The sequence below is a fragment of the Actinophytocola sp. genome, assembly GCF_035942955.1.
GTDB lineage: Bacteria > Actinomycetota > Actinomycetes > Mycobacteriales > Pseudonocardiaceae > DASYTH01.
In genome coordinates this window covers 1-1,831 of the sequence record NZ_DASZCQ010000258.1, presented here as the reverse complement: position 1 = coordinate 1,831, position 1,831 = coordinate 1, and the positions used below count along the sequence as shown (strand labels likewise).

The window sequence follows — 1,831 nt, the reverse complement described above, 5'->3', positions numbered from 1 at the left end:
CTGCAGCCGCTCGAACAGCGGCAGGGCCGCCAGCTCCTCGGCCCGGGAGGCCTTCGACGACGACACCGTGGCGCCCTCGAACAGCTCCATCAGCTTCTGCAGCGGGTCGTAGCCGTCCCGCCGCCGGTCGTAGACCAGGTCCAGCGCCACTTCCCTTTGCTCGTCCGGAATCCGGGCCATGGGCAGGATCTTGGAGGCGTGCACGATCGCGGTGTCCAGCCCGGCCTGCACGCACTCGTGCAGGAAGACCGAGTTGAGCACCTGCCTGGCGGCCGGGTTCAGTCCGAACGAGACGTTCGAGATACCCAGGGTGGTGCGCACCTCCGGGTACCGCCGCTTGAGCTCGCGGATCGCCTCGATCGTCTCGATGGCGTCCCGGCGGACCTCCTCCTGGCCGGTGGAGATCGGGAAGGTGAGCGTGTCGACGATGATGTCGCCGACGCGCATGCCCCAGTTGGTGGTGAGATCCTCGATCAGCCGGGTGGCCACGCGCAGCTTCCATTCCGCGGTGCGGGCCTGGCCCTCCTCGTCGATGCACAGCGCGACCACGGCGGCGCCGTGCTCGCGGACCAGCTCCATCGTGCGCTGGAACCGCGAGCCCGGCCCGTCTCCGTCCTCATAGTTCACCGAGTTGACCGCACACCGGCCACCTAGCCGCTCAAGCCCTGCGCGGATGACGTCGGGCTCCGTTGAGTCGAGCATGATTGGCAGAGTTGAGGCTGTGGCCAGTCGGCCGGCGAGGTTGCCCATATCGGCAACGCCATCGCGGCCGACATAGTCCACGCACAGGTCCAACATATGCGCCCCGTCCCGAGTTTGGGCGCGCGCGATCTCAACACAGTCGTCCCACCTCCCTTCCACCATCGCCTCGCGGAAAGCCTTGGACCCGTTGGCGTTGGTCCGCTCCCCGATCATCAGCACGGACGCGTCCTGGGCGAACGGAACCGCTTGGTACAGCGAGGAAACACCGGGCTCCGAGACGACCTTGCGGTCGGCCGGCCGCACGTCGGCCACGGCGTCGACCACCGCCCGCAGGTGGTTGTCGGTCGTGCCGCAGCACCCGCCCACCAGGCGCACGCCGAACTCGCCGACGAAGTTGGCCAGCGCCTCGGCCAGCTCGTCCGGGCCGAGCGGGTACACCGCACCGTCCGGCCCCAGCTCCGGCAGGCCGGCGTTGGGCATCACCGACAGCGGGATCCGGGCGTGCTTGGACAGCGTGCGCAGGTGCTCGCTCATCTCCGCAGGACCGGTGGCGCAGTTCAGCCCGATCAGGTCGATCCCCAGCGGCTCGAGGGCGGTCAACGCGGCACCGATCTCCGTGCCCAGCAACATGGTTCCCGTGGTCTCCACGGTCACCTGCATGATGATCGGCACGGTGCGGCCCTCGGCGGCCATCGCCCGCTTGGCGCCGATGATCGCGGACTTGGCCTGCAGGACGTCCTGTGCCGTCTCGATGATGACCGCGTCCACCCCGCCGGCCAGCAGGCCGCGGACCTCCTCGGCGTAGGCGTCCCGCAGATCGGCCGACGCCGCGTGGCCGAGCGTGGGCAGCTTGGTGCCCGGGCCGACGGAACCCAGCACGAACCGCGGCCGGTCCGGCGTGCTGAACTCGTCGGCCACCTCACGAGCCAGCCGGGCGCCGGCCTCGGACAGCTCGAAAATCCGCTCCGGGATGCCGTACTCCCCCAGATTGGCCAGGTTCGCGCCGAACGTGTTGGTCTCCACGGCATCCGAGCCCGCCTCGAAGTACCCGCGGTGCACCGCGCGCACCACGTCCGGCCGGGTGACGTTGAGAATCTCGTTGCAGCCCTCGAGCCCGGCGAAGTCGTCC

Annotated in this window: 1 protein-coding gene; it reads right to left on the bottom strand. The window is 69.7% G+C overall.

The genetic code is table 11. The features are described 5' to 3' along the window. Positions 1–1,831 (bottom strand): homocysteine S-methyltransferase family protein (locus tag VGX25_RS26355; RefSeq protein WP_326920598.1); only part of this gene is annotated, 1,831 nt, incomplete at both ends.